This window comes from Nocardia gamkensis NBRC 108242, assembly GCF_001612985.1.
Lineage (GTDB): Bacteria > Actinomycetota > Actinomycetes > Mycobacteriales > Mycobacteriaceae > Nocardia > Nocardia gamkensis.
In genome coordinates this window covers 1-15,104 of record NZ_BDBM01000008.1, presented here as the reverse complement: position 1 = coordinate 15,104, position 15,104 = coordinate 1, and the positions used below count along the sequence as shown (strand labels likewise).

Sequence of the window (15,104 nt, the reverse complement as noted above, 5' to 3'; positions counted from 1 at the left end):
ATGGTGCGTCACAAGATCGACGACGCAGGGGAACAGAGTGTGACATGGCGTCGAGAGGCGAGCCGTCCGCGCGGGGCCGGTCACTCGACCGATAGCCTCACCGGGTGCAGAAGGGGACCTCTACCGCGATCGGGTTGCTGCTCGGATTCGCGCTCGACCGGGCGTTCGGCGATCCGCGGCGGTGGCATCCGGTGGCCGGATTCGGCTCGGCGGTGGCGGCTCTGGAATCGGTGACCTATGCCGACCGGCGCGCGGCGGGGCTGGCGCACGAGGCGCTGGCCGTCGGCACGGTGGTCGGGCTCGGCATGGCCGCGCGGCGCGGCGGAGTGGCGTCGACCGCGGTCGCGACCTGGACCGTCCTGGGTGGACGCAGCCTGGCCCGGGCCGGGCACGCGATGGCCGATCGACTGGAGGGTGGCGACCTCGAGGGGGCTCGCGCGCTGCTGCCCTCGCTGTGCGGCCGCGATCCGCAGGCGCTCGACGCGGACGGGCTCGCCCGCGCGGCCCTGGAGTCCATCGCCGAGAACACCTCCGACGCGGCCGTGGCCCCGGTGGTCTGGGGTGCGGTCGGGGGCGTCCCGGGTCTGCTCGGGTACCGCGCGATCAACACGCTCGACGCGATGATCGGCTACCGCAACCAGCGCTACCGGCGCTTCGGCTGGGCCGCCGCGCGCGTCGACGACGCGGCCAATCTGATCCCGGCGCGGGTCACCGGTGTGCTCACCGCCGCGCTCGCCCCCTTGATCGGCGGGCGGCCCGCTGCCGTTCTGGCCGCATGGCGGCGTGACGCGGCCGGCCATCCGAGCCCCAACGCGGGAGTCGTGGAAGCGTCGATGGCCGGGGCGCTCGGCGTCCGGCTGGGCGGCCGTACCGAATACCCGCACGGTGTGGAGATGCGCCCGGTGCTCGGCGACGGCCCGGCTCCCACCGTGCACGACCTGCGCCGCGCCGTTCGCCTTTCCGAGGCCGTGCAACTCACCGCCACTCTGCTCGCCGCCGCCGTCGCCGCGACCAGGCGCTGAGTGATTCGACGTAGGTCGCGGCCGTCGGGCGCGACCACCTCCGAGCCGAACTCGTGAGGACGGCGACGTCTTCAGGGCGGTCGACGGGGCCGGATAGGGTTTCGCGGTGCGGATCGGACTCATCACCATCGTCGTGGCGGAGTACCACCCCGCGATCGAATTCTTCGTCGACACCCTGGGATTCGAGCTGGTCGAGGACTCGGCGGCGCTCACGAACGACGGCCGCCCGAAACGCTGGGTGGTCGTGCGGCCGCCCGGTGCCGAGACGGGCATCCTGCTCGCCCGAGCCGACGGTAGGGCGCAAGCCGCGGTGATCGGGCAGCAGGTCGCGGGGCGGGTCGGGTTCTTCTTACAGGTGGGGGACTTCCAGTCGGCGTACGACCGGATGGTTTCCCGCGGTGTCGAGTTCGTGCGCGCGCCACGCGTCGAGCCGTACGGGCGGGTCGCGGTCTTCCTGGACATCGCGGGGAACCGGTGGGATCTGCTCGGGCCACATCAGCCCTGACGCGAACTCCGACGGCGTCGAGCCGCGGCGTAGTGCCGAGTAGCTGCGGCGCCGGGATCAACCGCGGCCGCGGCCGTAGCGGTCGGCCAAGCGGGCTTCCGTAGTCGGTGCGGCCGGAGTGGGCGTGGGAATCGACCCGGACCGGGCCGACTCGGTGGGCGACGGCGAGCGGGGTGGCTCGGCGGAGGCCTTCTCTTTCCTTCTTTCCCGGATCTCGGCGTAGACGAAGTAGCCGAGGCCGAGGGGAGCCATGATGCCGAAGGCCAGCCATTGCAGGCCGTAGGACAGATACGGGCCCGCGTCGAGTTGAGGAAGGGGGGTGGGGGTGAACGCGCCCGGTTGGTTCTCGCCCAACTGGAGGTAACCGCCGCGCTCGCCGCCGGTGGGCACGGGGGTGAGGGACTGCTGGAGGACCGTCGATTCCTGCGTGGTGTCGATGGAGTACACCTGGCGATAGCCGTCCTGGACGCTCGGCTCCTTGCCCGGCGTGACGCCCTCGGACATCCGGACCCTGGCCTCGATGCGCTGCGTCCCGGCGGGCGGCGCGGGGATCTGCGGCGGGCGCGTCCCGTCGACGGCCGAAACCAGCCCGCGGTCGACGAGCAGCAGGGGGCCGTCGGCCAGACGGAACGTCGCGAGCACCGCGTACCCCGGAGCGCCGTCGAGGTGGCGCAGCCGCACCAGCACCGTCGAGTCGGGCACGTAACCGCCGGTGGCGGTGACCCGCCGCCATTCGGTGTGCGCGCCGTTCCCGGTGTCGGAGAGCACGGTGGTGACGTCGACGGGATCGGCCCGCACCGAGTCGGCGATCAGCTGGTTGCGGTGCGAAGTGGCCGTGTTCTTGCCGAGTTGCCACGGCGCGAGCACGGTGAAGCACAGATAGGCGAACGCGGCGACCAGCACGGCCAGGATCAGCCAGCTGGGGCGCAACAGGAACGCGAGCCTGCGCATCAGCGTCGCTCGTCGGGAACGGGTCGCAGGTCGGGCGGTTCGGCGGCCAGTTCGGCGCGCACCCAGTCGAGCAGGCCGGGGACGGCGGCCTCGATCTGAGCGCGCACGAGTTCGAAGTCCGCCGCGTCGCCGTAGTAGGGGTCGGCCACGTCGTGGTCGTCGGCGTCGGGGTCGAAGGCGCGCAGCAACCGCAGCCGCTCGGCCGGGATGCCGAGGCGGACCAGGTCACGCTGATGGGAGCGGTCCAGGGCGACCACCAGGTCGGCGTCGCTGTGCTCGGCGCCGAACACGGCGGCGACGTGCCCGGTCGGGTATCCGTATTTGCGCAGGGTGGCGCTGGTGCGGGGGTCCGCGTCGGCGCCCACGTGCCAGGAACCGGTGCCCGCGCTGCTCACCCGGACCCGGTTGGCCAACCCGGCCCGGTACAGGTGCGAGGCGAAGATCTTCTCCGCCATCGGAGAGCGGCAGATGTTGCCGGTACAGACGAACGAGACGTGCAGCTGACCCACGCCTGCCATTCTGGCCGGTTCTACTCCGGGACCGCCACGTAGGGTGTGCTCTCGTGGCCGAGGACACCGTCGATCGCGCGAAACTGCGTCACCACGGCGACGTGGACGCGCGTGCCGGCATGCTCGATTTCGCGGTCAACGTCCAAGGGCTCGCACCACCGGAGTGGCTGCGGCGTCGTCTGGCCGAGCGGTTGTCCGATCTGGGCCGCTATCCGAGCGCCGAGGACGCCGACGCCGCCCGTCGCGCGGTCGCGGCCCGGCACGGCCGCGGTCCCGGCGAGGTATTGCTGCTGGCAGGCGCGGCGGAAGGGTTCGCGCTGCTGCCGCGGCTGGCGCCGCGTTCGGCCGCGGTGCTGCACCCGTCGTTCACCGAGCCGGAACTCGCGTTGCGGGAGGCGGGCGTCCCGGTCACCAGGGTGGTGCTGGAAGCGCCCTACCGGCTGGATCCCGCCGCGGTGCCCGCCGAGGCCGACCTGGTGGTGCTCGGCAACCCGACCAACCCGACCTCGGTGCTGCATCCCGCCGCCACCATCCGCGCCCTGCGCAGGCCGGGCCGCGTCATCGTGGTCGACGAAGCCTTCGCCGACGCGGTGGCGGGCGAGCCGGAATCCCTCGCCGCCGACTCCGCGCCCGACCTGCTCGTGCTGCGCAGCCTCACCAAGACGTGGGCGCTGGCGGGGCTGCGCTGCGGCTATTTCCTCGGCGCACCGGAAGTGCTCGCGTGCCTCGACCGCGGGCGGGCGCACTGGCCGCTGGGCACTTTGCAGCTGGAGGCGATCACCGCCACCGCGAGCCCGTCCGCCGTGGCCGAGTCCGAGCGCTGCGCGCGGGCGCTGGCCGTGCACCGTGCGGCGATGATCGAGCGCCTGACCGGGCTGGGCGTCGAAGTCCACACGCCGGCGGAAGGCCCGTTCCTGCTGGTCCGCGTGGCGGACGGCGAATTGCTGCGCAAACACCTGGCTGCCGAGGGCATCGCGGTCCGTCGTGCGGACACCTTCCCCGGTCTCGGCCCGGACCACCTGCGCGTCGCGGTCCGTGGCGTCGAGGAGGTCGATCGGCTGATCGCCGCGATCCGGTCGGCCGATGTCCGGTAGGCGCACCGCTTCGATCAGGCGGGGAGTGCGGATTCGATGCTTCGCCCCGGCCGTGCGGGGGATGGGTGTCACACGCGGCGGACGTCTCGGCCGGAATGTGCCGTCGGCTCCGGACTCGCGTCAGCCATACGGCTATCGCGCGTTCGGGCCACGGGTGGGTGCTCGAGATCCGAGCCGATCCGGAAAGAACCCAGTGAAGCAGTGCAGGACGGAAGCGAAGGAAGGTGGACGATGACCACGCTCGCGGATCTCATCGGGGTGCTCGACGCGGCGTACCCGCCCGCGCTGGCCGAGCCGTGGGACTCGGTCGGCCTGGTCTGCGGTGACCCGGCCGAGGAACTGACCCGGGTGCTGTTCGCGGTCGACGCCACCGCGGCGGTCGTCGACGAGGCGATCGACTGGCGCGCGCAGGCCTTGGTGGTGCACCATCCGCTGCTGCTGCGCGGCGTCGACACCGTCGCGGCGAGCACGCCGAAAGGCGCGCTGCTGCACCGGCTGATCCGTTCCGGTTGCGCGCTGTTCACCGCGCACACCAACGCCGACTCCGCCGACCCCGGCGTGTCCGACGCGCTCGCCGCGGCGCTCGGCCTCACGGTGACCGGCCCGCTGGACGCGAAACCCGAATCCGCCGTGGATCACTGGGTGATCCAGGTGCCACGCACGCACACCGACGCGGTGCTCGCCGCGCTTTTCGCCGCCGGAGCGGGTAGGCGGGAACACGCTTGCGACTGTGCGCTGCGGGTGCCCGCGACAGGGCAGTTCCGGCCCACTCCGGAGCAAGGCTCCCTGACCGAACTCCAGCACGTCGAGGAGGACCGGGTGGAGGTGACGGCACCGCCCGCGGCGCGTTCGGCCGTGCTCGCCGCGCTGCGCGCCGCCCATCCGAGCGCGGACCCGGCCTATCACATCAGTGAACGCGCCCAGTTGCCGTCGTCGCTCGGCATCGGCCGCGTCGGCACCCTGCCGGAACCGGAATCGTTGCGCGCCTTCACCGAACGCGTAGGCCGCGCTCTCCCGCCCACCGCGTGGGGTGTTCGCGCCGCGGGTGATCCCGACCGCACCGTCTACACCGTGGCGGTGTGCGGGGGCGCGGGTGACTCCTACCTGGGCAGGGCCGCGGGGCTCGGCGTCGATGTCTACCTCACCTCCGACCTGCGCCACCATCCGGTCGACGAGCACCTGCGCAAGGGCGGCCCCGCCGTGGTCGACGCCGCGCACTGGGCGACCGAATTCCCTTGGTGCGCGCAGGCCGAGACGGTGGTGCGAACCGCCCTGCCCGGCCTGGAGACCAGGGTGTCCACGCTGCGCACCGACCCGTGGACGGTACGCGCGCCGGGCTGAGCGCCGCACCTGCGCGTCCGAAGCCGTTGTCGCGGCGACGAACCGGCGACGGCGTGTCGGGGCGTATCCGCGCCGCGCCGGAAAAGGTTGGCCGGTTTGGGTGAATCGAGTAGTTCGAGCGGGGTACAACTACCGCATGAACTTCCCGGTTGATTTCGGGCTCGTGCAGATCGGGCTGATCCTGCTGCTGGTCGCCGGTCTGGCGCTGATCGTCTCCGGCCTGATCGCCGCGCGCCGGGTCGGGATGCGGCCGCTGCTCGCGCGCGGGACCGGCGGGCTCGCGCTGTTGCTGGTCGCGGCGGTGCTGCTGTGGATCGCGACCCTGCTGCAGACGTACCTCGGCCTGACCGGGGAGATCAAGGCGGCCCACGTGGTGGCCAAGCCGGTGGCGGGGCAAGAACACCAGCTCGACGTCGATCTCATCCTCTACGGCGACGACGACCACCCCGAACAGCGCGAGACCTACCGCGTCGAGGGCGACATGTGGGTGCTGCAAGCGGGCATCGTGGAGCTGGAGCCGTGGGTCAACGCCCTTGGCTTCCACTCCGGCTACCGGATCAGCCGCCTGTACGGGCAGCGCCTCGACGGCGTCGCGACCCAGCAGAACCAGATCTTCCTCAACGACGGCGACAAGGACTTCTTCGCCGACATGCGCGAGGGCCGCTGGTGGACCCAGCCGTTCGTGCGCTCGGCCTACGGCAACGCGGTGATCGCGGTGCCCGGCGAGTACGACGTCTACATCTCCCGCGACGCCATCAAAACCCGCACCGTCGGCGGCTGACGCGGGTCCGCCGGTCCGGCGGGGTACGGTTGAACACCAGTCCCGTCCACCCCGTCCAGGAGTTTGCCCGCGTTGAATGTCGAACCCCCGCTCCAGGCCGAGTTGCTGCGGCTCGCCGCCGTCGACGCCGAGCTGACCCGGATCGCGCACCGCCGCACCGTGCTGCCCGAGCAGCAGGAGGTGGCGCGACTGGAAGCCGAGCGCAACGCGCACTCCGACGCCGCGGTGGCCGTGCAGATCGCGCTGGACGATCTCGACCGCGACATCCGCAAGCTGGAGGGCGAGGTCGAGGCGGTGCGCAAGCGCGAGGAGCGCGACAAGGCCATGCTCGCCGCGGGAACGGTGAACGCCAAACAGCTTTCGGAGATCCAGCACGAGCTGGGCAGCCTGGAGCGGCGCCGCTCGGTGCTGGAGGACGAGCTGCTCGAGGTGATGGAGCGGCGCGAAGCCTCCGCCGCCGACTACGAGCACGCGGGCGCGCGGTTGAGCAAGACCGAGGAGGAACTCGCCGTCGCCCTGCGTCAGCGCGACGAGGCGCTCGCGGATCTGGACGTGGCGCAGACGCGCTGCGAGACCGATCGCGGGGGCTCGGTGGCGAAGCTGCCCGGCGAACTGCTCGCTATCTACGACCGGCAGCGCGAACAGCACGGCGCGGGCGCCGCGCTGCTGCAGGCTCGCCGCTGTGGCGCGTGCCGCATCGAACTCGATCGCGGCGAGATCGCGCGGATCGCCAAGACCGCACCCGACGTGATCGTGCGCTGCCCGGAGTGCGGTGCGATCCTGGTCCGGACCAAGGAATCGGGGCTGTGAGCTCGCCGCGACCGGCTGTCCGGGCACAGCGATGAGCTTGCCCGAGGTGATCGTCGAAGCCGACGGCGGATCGCGAGGCAATCCCGGTCCGGCCGGATACGGTGCGGTGGTCTACGACGCAGGCCACGTCCGGGTGCTCGCCGAGCGCCGGGAGTTCCTCGGCATCGCCACCAACAACGTCGCCGAATATCGCGGATTGATCGCCGGATTGGAGGCGGCCGCGGAACTGGGCGCCGAGTCGGTGCTGGTGCGCATGGATTCCAAGCTGGTCGTCGAGCAGATGTCCGGTCGCTGGAAGATCAAGCACGCGGCCTTGATCCCGCTCGCCGATCGAGCCCGCAGGATCGCCGCCGGATTGGGCCGGGTGACCTACAACTGGATTCCGCGCGCGCAGAACTCGCACGCCGACCGGCTGGCGAACGAGGCCATGGACGAGGGCACCGGCGTCGCGGAGGCCACCGCGCAGGCCGCGGACGCGCGGGAGGCCGCGGACCCGGCCCTGGCGGTCACCGAGCGCGCTCTGCCTAGCTGGATCGATGAAGTCAGGGACGCGAACGCCGAGCAGTCCGAATCCGCGCAGCAGGGGCCGGGGTGGACCGGTGCCACCGGTCGTCCCACCCGGTTGCTGCTGCTTCGCCACGGTCAAACCGAATTGTCGTTGCAGCGCCGGTATTCCGGGCGAGGCAATCCGCCGCTCACCGCCTTGGGCCGGGAGCAGGCCGCGCGGGCCGCGAAAATGCTCGCCGCCAAAGGCGGTATCGCCGCGGTGATCAGTTCTCCGCTCGGCCGGGCCAGGGAGACCGCGGAGGCGGCCGCCGCCGCGCTCGAGGTCCCGGTGGAGGTCCACGACGGGTTGATCGAGACCGACTTCGGCGAGTGGGAGGGGCTGACCTTCGCGGAGGCCGCGCAGCGCGATCCCGGCCTGCACGCCCGCTGGATCGGCGATCCCACCGTCGCGGCACCCGGCGGGGAGAGCTTCGAGGAGGTCTTGCAGCGGGTGGAGGCCGTGCTGCGCGATCTGCTCGGACGCTACCCCGGCGCCAATGTGGTTGTGGTCAGCCACGTGACCCCGATCAAGACATTGCTTCGGCTGGCCCTCGATGTCGGCCCCGCGTTGCTGTACCGGTTGCATCTGGATCTGGCGTCGCTATCGATAGCGGAGTTCTATCTCGACGGCGGGTCTTCGGTGCGTCTGGTGAACGATACGTCCTACCTCTGAGGCCGCCGCCGCGCCCGAATCGAGGGCGAATGTGGTGCGCGGAGGGCGAATTATGCCTCATTTCAACACATTTGCGTTTCACAATCGCGCGATGCGGTGAATCTCACTTCAACTCTGCCTTGCGCGGCGAGTAGCGGTAGGCTTCCGGTCGGTCAGGCACAGGCGTCCAGCTGCCTGGTCGGGGTCGCCGCGGTGGCCTCGATCAGTGCTGCTCGGTGGGACGGTTTCGCGCGGGCAGTGTCGCTCGCGCCGCGTCGCGGTAGGGGGTCCTGTGCCGTCGAGTGGTTCGATGAGAGTGCAGGTTCGATGAGCAGTCCGATCAAGGTTGTCGTTCTCGGGGCAGGGATCGGAGGACTCACCACCGCGGCTGCTCTGCGGCAGGCGGGTTTCGGCGTCGAACTATATGAAGCGGGTCCCGAGCTGCGGGCGCAGGGCTTCGGACTTTCCGTGCAGGCCAACGGAATCAACGCACTGCGCACCCTCGGCCTCGGTCTGGATGAGCAACTGCTCGAACGCGGCGGCCGGGTGGAGACCTTCCGCTTCTGCAACCCCGACGGCAGCCCGATCCGGGTGCTCCCCGTGCACCGGCTCGATGCCCAGCTCGGCGCTCCCGCCGTCGCGCTGCACCGTACCGACCTGCACGACGTGCTGCTGCGCGAGATCGGTGACACACCGACGTTCGTCGGGGCGCAAGCCACCCGCTTCGTCGACGACGGCGAGCACGTGCGCGTCGAGTTCGCCGACGGCAGGGTCGCCGAGGGCGATCTGCTCGTCGGCGCCGACGGCATGCACTCGGTGGTGCGGGCCCAATTGCACGGCCGCGCCGAGCCGCGCCCCGGCAATTTCGTGTGCTGGCTGGCCTGCATCCCCTTCGAGCATCCCAACGTCGCCCGCGGCCTCTCGGCGCATTTCTGGGGCACCGGAATGCGTTTCGGCATCCACGACATCGGCCACGGCCGGGTGTACTGGTGGGGCACCAAGACGTTGCCCGCCGACGAGGCCGCGAACTGGCAGGGCGGTAAGGAAGAGCTGCTGCGCCTCTACGCCGACTGGGCGCCGGAGGTGCGCGCCTGCATCGAGCAGACCGACGAGGCGGCGATCCTGGCCGTGCCCGCACAGGACCGTCCGCCGCTGGCCCAATGGGGCCGCGGCCGGGTGACGCTGCTCGGCGACGCGGCGCACCCGATGCTGCCCAGCCTCGGCCAGGGCGCCAACGCCGCCATCGAGGACGCGGTGGTGCTGGCCGCTGTGCTGCGCAACTCCCTGGATCCGGTCGCGGGACTGCGTCGTTACGAGAAACTGCGCGCCGACCGCACCGCCATGTTCGTCAACGGCTCGGCTTCGCTGGCCAAGATCGAGCAGACCACCGACCCGCGCCTGGTGCGGGTGCGCGACACCTACTTCCGGCACGCCCCCACCGAATTCTTCCTGCGCGAACTCGGCAAGCCGATGTCCTTCCCGGCGCCGGACGGGCCGACCGCCCGGTTGCCGCGCCCGCTCTCGCCGGTCGAGCGCTGGCACTGGATCGCCGATCAGCTGGCGCCGCTGCACATCCTGTCGCGCGTGCGGATCCGGGGGCACGTCGAGGTCGAGCAGATCCGCGCGGGCCTGGACGAGGTGCAGCGCCGACATCCGCTCTTGCGGGTCGCCGTCGCCGCCGAACCCGACGGCACCGCACCGCGTTTCGTGCCGGTGCAGGCGCCGATTCCGCTGCGTGTGATCGAATCCGAGGACAGCACGAACTGGCTGGCCGAGGCCGACGAGGTGGAACTGCGCGAGCCGTTCGACTGGCGCACCGGCCCGCTGGCCAGGGCGGTGCTGATCAAGGAGACCGATGGCACCAACGAGCTGATCGTCACGCTGCACTACGCCATCGCCGACGGCGAGAGCGCGCTGTCGGTGGCGAAGCAGGTGCTCCAAGTCGCCGCCGGGGAAGCGGCGGACTTCTCGCCCGCCCCGGTGCGGCCGGGCCCGGAGGAGCTGTTCCCGCCGCGCTTCCAGGGCGCGGGCGGTGCGCTGCGCACCGCGGGTTCGTTCCTGCGCGACCAGAAGTCGCAGCTGCGCAAGCCGCACAGGCTGGAGCCCACCACGCTGGCGCCGCCCGCACAGCGGCGCAGCCGGGTAGTGCACCGCAGCCTCGACGCCGACCGGCTCGACGCGCTCACCGCGGGCTGTGATCGCCACGGCGTCGGCCTGCAGGCCGCCCTCTCCGCCGCGCTGCTGATCGCGGCGGCCAGGGAGGCGGGCACCGAGAAGGCCACCTGGTACACCGTCGGCAGCTCGGTCAACTTCCGCGACCATCTCGACGGCGCCGCGGGCGACACCGAGGTCGGCACCTATCAGGGCATGATCGCCACCCCGGCGAAGTACGCCCCGTGGGCGTCACTGTGGGAGATCGCCGCCGAGATCGAGCGGGAGTACGGTGCGCGGATGGATCGGCGCGACCATCTGTCCGCGTTGAACCTGCTGAAGGTGGCCGCGCCGAAGTCGGTGTCGGCCAGTGCGTCCACGGTGAAACTCATGGACACCCGCGGCCCGGGTCATCTCTGTATGACCTACCTGGGCGACTACCCCTTCCCGGACAAGATCGGCTCCTGGCAGCTGGAGGGCGCGCAGTTCGTCTCCGGCATGTCCGTCAGCGGTTTCATCATGGCAACCGCCAACGCGACGCACAACGAGCTGTCCCTCAATATCGGCTACGTCGAGCCCGCCGTATCACGCGACCGGGCCGACCGTCTCGCCGACGAAAGCGTGCGCGCGCTGCTGTCGGCCTGCTGACCGGCCGCGCATACACCGCGATAACAACAGCAGAGTCGCGGCATCGGCAGAGCCGATGCCGTGATTCGCGATATCGATAACTTGATAAGCGTGGTAGCAGCTTTGCGCGACAGTGATCAGGGTGGGCTTGGGTAGATCTGCGCACGGCCGGTGCCGCGACTGTCGCGATAGGAGTGACTGTGCCATTCGAACCGATTGCCACTACCGAAAGACCCCCCGAAGCCTGGCCGGTCAGCGCCTATCAGCGCGATGTGTTGTCGGTTTCCTACCGGTATGCCCCGGCGCCGGTCACCCGAAACGCCTACTGCGCGTTCATGGACGAGCCTTTCGATATGGCCCGGTTGCGCGCGGTGGTCCGCAGGGCGCTGCTCGCTGACGCCGCGCTGCGCCTGAGGTTCGAGTTCTCCGAAGGCCGCTTCTGGCAGTGGGTCTGCGACGAGCTACCCGAGGTCGAGCTGGTCGATCTCAGCTGGGCGTCGGATCCCGCCGCGGCGCGGCGCGACTGGGTGAACCGGGCGAACGTGACGCCCTCCCCGCCGCGCCAGCCGTTCCGGATCGCCGCGCTGGTCGACGGTCCCGACCATTTCCATCTCTACGTGGCGATGCACCACGCGATGATCGACGGCTGGGGCGTGAACGCGCTGTGGAGCGCCCTGGTGGACAACTACAGCCGCAAAGACCTGTCGCTCGACCAGCTCGCCGAGCCGGATCCGGTCACCGAGCAGACCGATCGCGGCGCGGCCACCTATCGCAAGATCGCCGCCGAGCACGAGGAGTATCTGTCCTCGGCGCAGTGGGTGGCGGATCGGGACGCGCTGGTGCGCCGCTTCGAGGGCGTGGTCCCCGCCCTCTTCTCCGGCCGTGCGAGCACCCCCGACGTCAACCGGGGACGTCGGCGCGTAGTGGTGGAACCCGCTTTCCTCGATCGCATTCGGGCCACCGGCTTCTCCGTCTTCGCGTTCACCGTTTCGGCGCTGGCCGCCTACTTGACCACCATTCACCGCTCCGAGGAGGTGGTGATCGGGGTCCCGATGCTCAACCGGCACAGCGCCGAGACCTTCCGCACCGCCGGGCACCGGACGAACGTGGTGCCCCTGCGCATCCGGGTCGACCCGGACCAGCCGCTGTCGGCGGTCGCCACCGAGGTGGCCGCGCAGATCCGGGAACTCAAGCGCTACGAGCGTTTTCCGTACGGCGACCTGGCGCGTGCGCTCAGCAGCGACCCGACGGCGCCGCCGCTGTTCGATGTCGCCTACTCCTACATCAAGATGCCGCCGTCGGATCACCTGGACAAGATCCTCGGCACCCTCGACATCGTCAATCCCGGCACGGTGCTCGAAGCGCTGAACATCCTCGGCGTCGAGCACGCCCGCGACGGCTCGCTGAACCTCCAGCTCTACTACGACAAGGACGTCTTCGACGAGAACTTCCCGTTCGAGTCGGTCGTGCGCGGCATCGGGGCGCTGCTGGTGGCGGCGCTGGACCGGCCCGGAGTGCCGATCTCGGCCTTGCCGCTGATGCCCGCGCGGGAGCAGGCCGCCATCGCCGCGTTCGAAGCGGGCCCGCGCGAGGAGTTCCCGTACACGACCATCGACCGGCTGGTCGCCGACGTGGCCGCCCGGCATCCGGAGCGGATCGCGATCGAACCGATAGCGGGCTCGGGGGAACAGCCGCTGCGCTACGCCGAATTGTCCGCGCTCGCCGATGGATTCGCCGCCAGATTGCACGCGCTGGGCGTCACCGGCAACGAGTGCGTCCCGGTCGTGCTGCCCCGCTCGACCGAGATGCTCGTCGCGATCTTCGGCGTGTTGCGGGCCGGTTGCGCGTACGTGCCGCTCGACCCGGACTTTCCGGCCGCCCGCATCCGAACCGTGCTCGCCGACTGCGGGGCGCGCTTCGTGGTGGCGGGGCCGCGGCATCGCGCGGTCTTCGACGAGCTGGGCATCACCAGCATCGCGGTGGCCGACACCGTCCCGGCGCGCGGCGTCGAAAGCGTGTCGCACCCGGCCGATCTCGGGTACCTCATCTACACGTCGGGCTCCACGGGCGTGCCCAAGGGCGTGATGATCGAACACCGGTCGGTGGTCAACCGCCTGACCTGGATGCAGCGGCGCTACCCCCTGCACGCCGCGGACGTGATCCTGCAGAAGACGCCGGCCACCTTCGACGTGTCGGTGTGGGAGCTGTTCTGGTGGGCGATCACCGGTGCCCGGGTGGCCTTGCTGGAACCCGGCGGGGAACGCGATCCGCGCCGCATCGCCGACGCGATCGCCGCGCACGACGTGACGGTGCTGCATTTCGTGCCCTCCATGCTGGCCGCGTTCGTCGACGAGCTGGCCGCCGACCCCGCGACGGTCGCGCGGATCGGCAGCGTGCGACGGGTGTTCTGCAGCGGCGAGGCGCTACCGCCCGCGCTGGTACGCCGGTTCCACGCCGTCTTCGCCGCGGCCGGGGCCACAGCGCCGCAGCTGGTGAATCTCTACGGCCCGACCGAGGCCACCGTCGACGTCTCCTATTTCGACTGCCCGGCCGACGAGTCGCCGGACGTGGTGCCGATCGGCCGTCCCATCGCCAACATCGACCTGCTCGTGCTCGACCACATCGGCCGCCGGGTGCCCGTCGGGGTGCCGGGGGAGCTGAACATCGCGGGTGTGGGTGTGGCCCGCGGTTATCGCGGCAAGCCCGAGCTGACCGCGGCGGCGTTCGTCGACGACCGCGGGGTGCCGGGCCGCCGCCGCTACCGCACCGGGGACTTGGCGCGATGGCTGCCCGACGGCAACCTCGAGTACCTGGGCCGCTTCGACGACCAGGTGAAGATCCGCGGCAACCGGATCACCCTCGGCGAGGTGCAGAACGCCATGCTCGGCTGCGCCGGGGTACGCACGGCGGCCGTGGTGGACGAGGTCTCAGAGGCGCACGGCGTGCAACTGGTCGGCTATTTTGTCGGCGCCGACGTCTCCGGCGAGGAGATCGCCGAGCAACTCGCGGCCCGGCTGCCCCGCTACATGGTGCCGTCCCGGTTGATCCGGGTGGAGCGGATACCGTTGACCCGCAACGGAAAACTGGACCGGCGCGCACTCGCCGAGCAACTCGTCCTCGGCCACGGCGCCGAGCAGGCGGCAGGCGGCGCGCCGCGCACCGCGGTGGAGACCCGGCTCGCGCAGGTCTGGCGCACCGTGCTGGGCGTCGAGTCGATCGGCGTGCACGACAACTTCTTCACCCACGGCGGCGATTCCATCCTCGCGCTGGCCGTGCGCACCGCCGCCGAGCGCGCCGGGCTCTACTTCGACGTGGACGCCTTCTACCAGGCGCCGACCATCGCCGAGTTGGCCAGGGTCGTGCGCGACGACCGCCACGACGAGCGCGGGCGCATCGCGGCCCCCTTGCAAACGGTGCCGCTGATCGACCGCGCCGCGCTGCACCAGGCCGAGGACGCGTTCCCGGCAACGGCCCTGCAACTGGGCATGCTGTATCACAGCGTCGAGCGCGCCGACTCGGTCACCTACAAGGACGTGTTCCGCTATCGGCTCGAAATCCCCTGGGACGAATCGCAATTCCGGGACGCGGTGGACCGGCTGGTGCGGCGGCAACCCGCGCTGCGCTCGTCGTTCGAGCTGAGCAGGTATTCGGTCCCGTTGCAGATCGTGCACGTCGCACCGCACTACGAGCTGGAGATCGTCGACCTCGGCGACATGGGCGAGGCGGACGGCGAAGACCTGATCGAGATCTATCTCCAGGAGCGCGCCCACGCGCAGTACGACATCGCGCTCGCTCCGCTGTTCGCCATCCGGGTCTTCGTCCGCCCCGGCCCGCAGGAGCCGGTCGGCACGGTGGACCTGGTGCTGAGCTTCCACCACGCCATCCTGGACGGCTGGAGTGTGGCCACGTCGGTGCTGGAACTGCTGCTGGACTACCTCAACCACATCGGCATGACCCGCACCCAGGTGGAGGCCACTGCCCATCCGGCCACCGTGCTCGCCGAGTACGCGCAGGCCGAGCAGGGCGCGGCGCACGACGCCGCGGCCCGCGAGTACTGGTCGACCGCCCTGGCCGGGGCCGAACCCACCGCGCTCACCGCGCTCGGGGTGCACCAG

11 protein-coding genes are annotated in these 15,104 nt (G+C 71.0%); 9 read left to right on the top strand and 2 right to left on the bottom strand.

Annotated features, from left to right (window positions below):
* Window positions 1-104 precede the first annotated feature (104 nt).
* Both NG1_RS09095 and NG1_RS09090 read left to right on the top strand, forming a co-directional pair.
* Window positions 105-1,022: a cobalamin biosynthesis protein gene (locus NG1_RS09095; protein WP_062969620.1), complete on the top strand. Its 918-nt coding sequence runs from the start codon at window positions 105-107 to the stop codon at window positions 1,020-1,022.
* A 106-nt stretch (window positions 1,023-1,128) separates the two neighbouring features.
* Window positions 1,129-1,527 (top strand): VOC family protein, encoded by a 399-nt coding sequence (locus NG1_RS09090; protein ID WP_062969619.1) that lies wholly within the window; start codon window positions 1,129-1,131, stop codon window positions 1,525-1,527.
* Window positions 1,528-1,584: 57 nt separating this feature from the next.
* Here NG1_RS09090 and NG1_RS09085 read toward each other — a convergent pair whose 3' ends face one another.
* On the bottom strand, window positions 1,585-2,478 hold the full coding sequence (locus NG1_RS09085; RefSeq protein ID WP_062969618.1) for an SURF1 family cytochrome oxidase biogenesis protein: 894 nt from the start codon (window positions 2,476-2,478) through the stop codon (window positions 1,585-1,587).
* The gene (locus NG1_RS09080) at window positions 2,478-2,996 is read right to left on the bottom strand and encodes a low molecular weight protein-tyrosine-phosphatase (protein WP_051175021.1); all 519 of its coding nucleotides are present in this window, start codon (window positions 2,994-2,996) and stop codon (window positions 2,478-2,480) included. Before NG1_RS09080 ends, NG1_RS09085 begins: the two co-directional genes overlap by 1 nt.
* Before the next feature lie 44 nt (window positions 2,997-3,040).
* Between NG1_RS09080 and cobC the strand changes: the two genes are divergently transcribed.
* From cobC to NG1_RS09045, 7 genes are all read left to right on the top strand, one after another.
* Window positions 3,041-4,081, top strand: coding sequence for an Rv2231c family histidinol phosphate aminotransferase CobC (gene cobC / locus NG1_RS09075; protein ID WP_062969617.1), 1,041 nt, complete (start codon window positions 3,041-3,043; stop codon window positions 4,079-4,081).
* Window positions 4,082-4,312: 231 nt separating this feature from the next.
* Window positions 4,313-5,422, top strand: a complete 1,110-nt coding sequence (locus NG1_RS09070; protein ID WP_062969616.1) for a Nif3-like dinuclear metal center hexameric protein — start codon at window positions 4,313-4,315, stop codon at window positions 5,420-5,422.
* Window positions 5,423-5,558: 136 nt separating this feature from the next.
* A complete protein-coding gene (locus NG1_RS09065) occupies window positions 5,559-6,203 on the top strand; it encodes a hypothetical protein (RefSeq protein WP_062969615.1) in 645 nt (214 codons plus the stop codon).
* Window positions 6,204-6,275: 72 nt separating this feature from the next.
* Complete coding sequence (locus tag NG1_RS09060; protein ID WP_062969781.1) at window positions 6,276-7,013, top strand: zinc ribbon domain-containing protein; 738 nt, start codon at window positions 6,276-6,278, stop codon at window positions 7,011-7,013.
* A gap of 31 nt (window positions 7,014-7,044) precedes the next feature.
* On the top strand, window positions 7,045-8,232 hold the full coding sequence (locus tag NG1_RS09055; RefSeq protein WP_062969614.1) for a bifunctional RNase H/acid phosphatase: 1,188 nt from the start codon (window positions 7,045-7,047) through the stop codon (window positions 8,230-8,232).
* A gap of 306 nt (window positions 8,233-8,538) precedes the next feature.
* Entirely contained in the window at window positions 8,539-11,010 is a 2,472-nt protein-coding gene (locus tag NG1_RS09050) for an FAD-dependent monooxygenase (protein WP_062969613.1), read from the top strand.
* A gap of 179 nt (window positions 11,011-11,189) precedes the next feature.
* Window positions 11,190-15,104: non-ribosomal peptide synthetase (locus NG1_RS09045; RefSeq protein WP_245659844.1), on the top strand; the 3,915-nt coding region annotated here is incomplete at its 3' end.